6 protein-coding genes are annotated in these 6,189 nt (G+C 40.4%); all 6 read left to right on the top strand.

Annotated elements, in window-relative coordinates; genetic code table 11:
• Positions 1–258, top strand: a 258-nt coding sequence (locus CWC11_RS23000; protein ID WP_212748095.1) for a hypothetical protein, incomplete at its 5' end; no start/stop codon positions are given.
• 126 nt (positions 259–384) lie between these two features.
• A complete protein-coding gene (locus tag CWC11_RS20195) occupies positions 385–1,440 on the top strand; it encodes a DUF2066 domain-containing protein (RefSeq protein WP_138684121.1) in 1,056 nt (351 codons plus the stop codon).
• Positions 1,440–2,150: a DnaA inactivator Hda gene (gene hda / locus CWC11_RS20190; RefSeq protein ID WP_138684120.1), complete on the top strand. Its 711-nt coding sequence runs from the start codon at positions 1,440–1,442 to the stop codon at positions 2,148–2,150. The genes CWC11_RS20195 and hda overlap by 1 nt, the downstream gene beginning before the upstream one ends.
• A gap of 82 nt (positions 2,151–2,232) precedes the next feature.
• Positions 2,233–3,213, top strand: coding sequence for a phenylalanine--tRNA ligase subunit alpha (gene pheS / locus CWC11_RS20185; RefSeq protein WP_006794499.1), 981 nt, complete (start codon positions 2,233–2,235; stop codon positions 3,211–3,213).
• Between the two features lie 15 nt (positions 3,214–3,228).
• Positions 3,229–5,616, top strand: a complete 2,388-nt coding sequence (gene pheT / locus CWC11_RS20180; RefSeq protein WP_138684119.1) for a phenylalanine--tRNA ligase subunit beta — start codon at positions 3,229–3,231, stop codon at positions 5,614–5,616.
• A gap of 2 nt (positions 5,617–5,618) precedes the next feature.
• Positions 5,619–5,918 (top strand): integration host factor subunit alpha, encoded by a 300-nt coding sequence (gene ihfA, locus CWC11_RS20175; RefSeq protein ID WP_002960690.1) that lies wholly within the window; start codon positions 5,619–5,621, stop codon positions 5,916–5,918.
• The last annotated feature ends 271 nt before the right edge of the window (positions 5,919–6,189 follow it).

The raw sequence follows: 6,189 nt of genomic DNA, 5'->3' as shown, positions 1-6,189 counted from the left end.
ATTGTAGAAAGCCCGACTAGATATAGTCGGGCTTTTTTACGTCTGCAGAAAAGTAAAATGCGCACAATTGATAGACAATCATCAAGCCTCTATTACATAGGTCAGGCGAGCGAAGCGACTCCCGACGGCAAAATCAAAAATTTCTCTGCCTGGAAGTGTCGCATTTGCTATATGATCCACAATCTGCGTAAATCACATCAACCAATTCCTCAATCTTGTGAACATGTCGAGATCAAATCAAAGAGCTTTTATAGTTAAGCACAGAGGTATAGTTATTATTTATATATTTACTAATCTGTTTGTGCTGGATAACAAATATAATTTTGCTTTGTTACTGGCTTTGATTTAGGATCAAAACAGTTTAAAACCAAGAACTAATAGCCTGTGTATAGATTATTAATTAGTGCCATATCATTTATATTTTGTTTCTCTGTATCGGCAGTTGAAGTAACTGATCTGTATCAAGATATATTAAAAGTCGACGATAAAACTAGAGATACGCGTTTAAATGCAAGCCGCAAGGCATTGCTTAATGTTTTAGTAAAAGTGAGCGGTGATGAAACTGCAGATCAAAATAAACTAGCGCAACAACGTACAAAAGATATCTCAGATTATATGCTCAAATTTGAGTATGACGAGCGAGCAAACGGACAGCTTAAATTAGTTGTTAAATTTGAAGCGCGTAAAATAAATGCGCTCATTAAAGAGCTCAATTTACCACTGTGGGGTGTTCAGCGACCACTCGTTGCTATTTGGTTAGGTATTGAAGACAATTGGCGCAGAGAATTAGTAACACAAGAAAGTTACCCGCAGTTGGAGCAGTTAATTTATGATAAAGCAGGACGCCGTGGCTTACCAGTTGTTGTGCCTTTGCTTGATTTACAAGACAGGCGCTTAGTAGGTGTACCCGAAGTTTGGGGGAATTTTTCTGAGCCCGTTGAAGAAGCATCTAAGCGTTACAGTGCAGAGCGAAGTATTACTGCAAGAATGTTTCAAGAACAAGACAGTGAAAATTGGATACTAGATTGGCGCTTTACTAACGACGATTTGTTTGAATCAAATAGATTAACGGGCGACAAGCAGCAAATTGTAGGGCAAATGATTGATACTCTCGCGCAAGGCCTTGCAAGCGAATATGCAATTGATCCTAATGCTTATTATCAGCAAGCTTCTGCAACACTTACTTTAAAAGAAACTAATAGCTTTGTTGATATCGAATTTGCAAAGCGTAGATTACTTAGTTTAAGTGTAGTAACCGACGTAACTATTTTACGAAAAACTCCAGAGCTTGTTGAATTTAAGTTAAACCATACGGGCAGTGTAAACGATCTTAAAAAAGCACTTGGCCTTGATTCTGCTTTTAGAGATTATGTTGACCCACGTGCTTTTTATCATGTGGTTGATAAAAGTAGTTTAGAATATCAGTGGGTTGGCGAGTAATGCTAAACGCTGAGCCTATGCAAATGGCTTTACCGGTTACCTTACCGGATGATGAAACCTTTGCATCATATTTTGGTGGTGAGGACTCGTTAGAGGTTAACCATTTAAAGGACAGCTTTTCAAAGTTATCTAAAACGTTTCAATACACCTATTTATGTGGTTTAGGTGATTCAGGTAAGTCTCACTTGTTATACGCAACCTGCGTTAAAGCACAAGAGCGCGGGTTATCCAATATGCTTTTATCAATGCGTGAAGTTATTGATTTTGGCCCGATGGTGCTCGATGGCTTAGAGGCTCTCGATGTATTGTGTATAGACGACGTTCACTTAGTTGCCGGGAATGATCCATGGGAAAAAGCATTATTTAATTTTTATAATCGCTTTAACGAACCCGGGAAAATGCTCGTAGTTACCGCTGACTTACTTCCTGATATGCTCAATATTAGCCTTCCCGATTTAGAGTCTCGGCTAAAGTGGGGCACTACATTTCAAATCCGCTCTATGAGCGATGATGACAAAGCTCAGGCGCTTGTGAAACGTGCGCATATGCGTGGATTGGAATTGAGCGATGAATGTGCACGGTTTTTACTAACGCGTTTAAGTCGTGATATGCGCGCTTTACTCGATGTATTAGACAAATTAGATCATGCATCTATGGCTGCACAGCGAAAATTAACAATTCCCTTTATAAAATCAACGTTAAAGCTGTAGTAGGTCTAGAATCTAGACCCTGCTTTCAGTTATCATTAGTCAATTAAATTGTAATCACCTTCTGTGAAAGATCAGGTATCGAATGAACTTAGAAAATATATTAGCGCAAGCACTTGAGGCGGTAGCCAGTGCCAGTGAAATCGCGCAACTAGAAGAGATCAGGGTTAACTACCTTGGTAAAAAAGGCGAAATCACTAGCTTACTTAAAACACTGGGTAAAATTGCTCCTGAAGAACGCAAAGAAGCAGGGCAGGTAATTAACCAAGCTAAGCAAGATGTTCAAGCTGCAATTAACGATAAGCGTGAGCTTTTAGCAAGTAAAGCACTAGAAGAAAAGCTAGCCGCTGAAACAATTGACGTTACTTTACCTGGGCGTGTAATGCCAACAGGTGGATTGCATCCGGTAACACGAACAATTGAACGTATTGAAAGCTTTTTCGGTGAGTTAGGTTTTGAGGTTAAATCAGGCCCTGAGATTGAAGATGACTTTCATAACTTTGATGCATTGAATATCCCTGAGCATCACCCTGCGCGTGCTGATCACGATACCTTTTATTTCAATCCTAAATTAGTACTGCGTACACAAACAAGTGGCGTGCAAATTCGTACTATGGAAACAGAACAGCCACCGCTACGTATTATTTCACCAGGGCGTGTGTATCGTAACGATTACGACCAAACTCATACTCCTATGTTCCATCAGGTAGAAGGGTTAATGGTTGATACCGATGTAAGCTTTACTGAGCTTAAAGGTATTTTACATGACTTTTTACGTAACTTTTTTGAAGAAGATATGGAAATTCGTTTCCGTCCTTCATTTTTCCCATTTACAGAACCATCTGCTGAAGTGGATGTTATGGGCAAAGACGGTAAATGGTTAGAAGTACTAGGCTGTGGCATGGTTCACCCTAACGTTCTTAAGTCGGTGGGTATTGACCCAGAAAAATACACTGGTTTTGCATTTGGTATGGGCGTAGAGCGCTTAACTATGCTGCGCTACGGCGTAAACGACTTACGTGCATTTTTTGAAAATGACTTAAAATTCCTAAACCAGTTCCGTTAAGAGTGAAATAATAAAATGAAATTTAGTGAAAAGTGGTTAAGAGAGTGGGTAAACCCTGCTATTGATACGCAAGCTCTTTCGGAACAGCTTTCTATGGCTGGTCTTGAAGTTGATGGAGTTGAGCCAGCAGCAGCCAAATTTAATGGTGTGCTAGTAGGCGAAGTGGTTGAATGTGGTCAGCACCCTGATGCAGACAAACTTCGTGTTACTAAAATTAACGTAGGTGGCGATGAGCTGCTTGATATCGTTTGTGGTGCGCCAAACTGTCGTGAAGGCATCAAAGTAGCTGTTGCAACCGTAGGTGCTGTATTACCTGGCGACTTTAAAATCAAAAAAGCAAAACTACGCGGTCAGCCGTCTCACGGTATGTTGTGTGCCTTTGTTGAGCTAGGTATTAGCGAAGAAGGCGACGGCATAATGGAATTGCCACTTGATGCACCAGTAGGCACTGATTTACGCGAATACTTAGGCCTTGATGACAACATTATTGATGTTGACTTAACACCAAACCGTGGTGATTGTTTAGGTATTAAAGGCCTTGCTCGAGAAGTAGGTGTTTTAAACAGCATTGATGTAAATGTATTGGATATTCCAGCTGTTACTCCAACAATTGACGATAAAGTATCAATTGAACTAGTGAACGAAGGTGCATGCCCTCGCTACCTTGGTCGTGTGATAAAGGGTATTAACCTTGATGCAGAAACACCACTTTGGATGGTTGAAAAGCTACGTCGTAGTGGCGTACGTTCAATCGATCCGGTTGTTGATGTAACTAACTATGTATTACTAGAACTTGGCCACCCAATGCATGCCTTTGATTTAAGTGCAATTGAAGGTGGAATTAAAGTACGTAGTGCAAATGCAGGTGAAGAGCTAGTGCTACTTGATGGTAATACTGCTAAATTGAATGACTCTACACTTGTTATAGCCGATCATAATAAAGCACTTGCTATCGCCGGTATTTTTGGTGGTGAGCAATCAGGTGTTACTGAAAAAACAACAGACATACTACTTGAAAGTGCGTTCTTTAATCCGGTAGCAATTGCTGGGCAAGCACGTAGTTACGGCCTACATACCGATGCGTCACATCGTTATGAACGTGGTGTGGATTTTGCACTACAACACGATGCAATGCAGCGTGCAACCGCTTTATTACTTGAAATTGTTGGTGGTCAAGCAGGTCCTGTAGTTGAAGCTGTTGCAGCAGATAAATTACCAAAAGTGACTGAAGTACGCCTTCGCCGTTCTCGTTTAGACCGCGTAATAGGTCATCATATCGATGATGCTAAAGTAACTGATATTCTGACTCGTTTAGGCCTTGATGTTAAAGTAGAAAATGATAGCTGGAGTGCGGACGTACCAAGTTATCGTTTTGATATTCGTATTGAAGAAGATTTAATTGAAGAAGTTGCGCGTGTATACGGTTACAACAGTATCCCAAATGTTGCACCTACTGCAAAACTCAAAATGACAACGCATGACGAGTCAACAATTGCGCTTAGTAAGTTCCGCAATACGCTCGTTACGCGCGGTTACCAAGAAGCAATTACTTATAGCTTTGTAGATCCTAAAGCACAAACTATTTTACACCCAGATAGCAATGCGCTTGTATTACCGCACCCAATTTCAATTGAAATGTCGGCTATGCGTGTCAGTTTAATGCCTGGTTTATTGGCTTCAGTGGCTTATAACCAAAACCGTCAGCAACCGCGTATTCGCTTATTTGAGCACGGTCTTAAATTTATCAGTGATGAAAGTGCTGAAAACGGTGTTTATCAGGTGCCAGTTCTTGGTGGGGTAATTACCGGTTTAGCACATGGCGAACATTGGGTTGAAGAAAAACGTAACGTTGATTTTTACGACTTAAAAGGTGATGTAGAAGCATTACTTGCGATCACCAATGATGTTAGCCGTTTTGAAATTAAAGCAGAGCAGTCAGATGGACTTCACCCAGGCCAATCAGCAGTTATTTATGTTGATGGTAAAAAGGTTGGTTTTTTTGGTGCATTGCATCCACAAGCGCAAAAATCGTTAGATATCAACAACGCAACTTTTGTGTTTGAAATTGAAATGTCGGCAATCGAAAAAAGAAATTTACCACAAGCTGTAGGGGTATCAAAATTTCCTTCAAATCGCCGCGACATCGCTATTTTAGTGGCCGATAGCGTTAAATCTGGTGATATTTTAACCGCGATAGAAAAAGTTGGCGGAAATCAATTGGTTGACCTAAACTTATTCGATGTGTATAAGGGCAAAGGTATTGAGCCAAATTATAAGAGTTTGGCGATTGCTCTAACACTGCAAGCGGTTGATAGAACACTCGAAGAGAAAGACATCAATCTAGTAGTTGATAACGTGGTGGCCGAATTGGCTGATAAATTTAATGCATCGTTGAGGGACTAGATATGGCGCTTACTAAAGCCGACATAGCTGAACACCTATTTGAAAAACTGGGTATCAATAAAAAAGATGCCAAAGACTTAGTTGAAGCGTTTTTTGAAGAAATCCGCTCAGCGCTTGAAAAAGGTGAGCAAGTTAAGCTCTCTGGATTTGGTAACTTTGATCTTCGTGATAAAAAAGAAAGACCAGGCCGTAACCCGAAAACAGGAGAAGACATTCCTATTTCGGCGCGCCGTGTGGTTACATTTCGACCAGGCCAAAAGCTTAAAACCCGTGTAGAAGTGGGTACAAGCAAAGCAAAATAAAAAAAGGCAGCGTAAGCTGCCTTTTTATTTACATAAAAGTACCTAGCTCCACAATGCTGGGTATTTTTGTTGTATTTACTACTGCATATACTACCTATCCGCAATAATACTTAATCTTTTTGCTGGGCTAAGTGTATCGCTATCTGCGTTAAAAATTCTCATTTACGACTAAATAGATGCACAAGGTAGAGCAATGTAGCTATTAGAATAACGTAGCAGCAGTTATAGAACCTATTTACTTAGAAGCCTCGCGCCGCGATTTAATCGCCCC

It is taken from the genome of Pseudoalteromonas sp. S3178, from assembly GCF_005886985.1.
Lineage (GTDB): Bacteria > Pseudomonadota > Gammaproteobacteria > Enterobacterales > Alteromonadaceae > Pseudoalteromonas > Pseudoalteromonas carrageenovora.
This window is presented reverse-complemented; position numbering and strand designations above follow the sequence as displayed.

Bases quoted from the DNA above. Each gene is read 5' to 3' on its own strand.
- hda (WP_138684120.1), top strand. From the start codon at position 1,440: ATGCTAAACGCTGAGCCTATGCAAATGGCTTTACCGGTTACCTTACCG.
- pheS (WP_006794499.1), top strand. From the start codon at position 2,233: ATGAACTTAGAAAATATATTAGCGCAAGCACTTGAGGCGGTAGCCAGT.
- pheT (WP_138684119.1), top strand. From the start codon at position 3,229: ATGAAATTTAGTGAAAAGTGGTTAAGAGAGTGGGTAAACCCTGCTATT.
- ihfA (WP_002960690.1), top strand. From the start codon at position 5,619: ATGGCGCTTACTAAAGCCGACATAGCTGAACACCTATTTGAAAAACTG.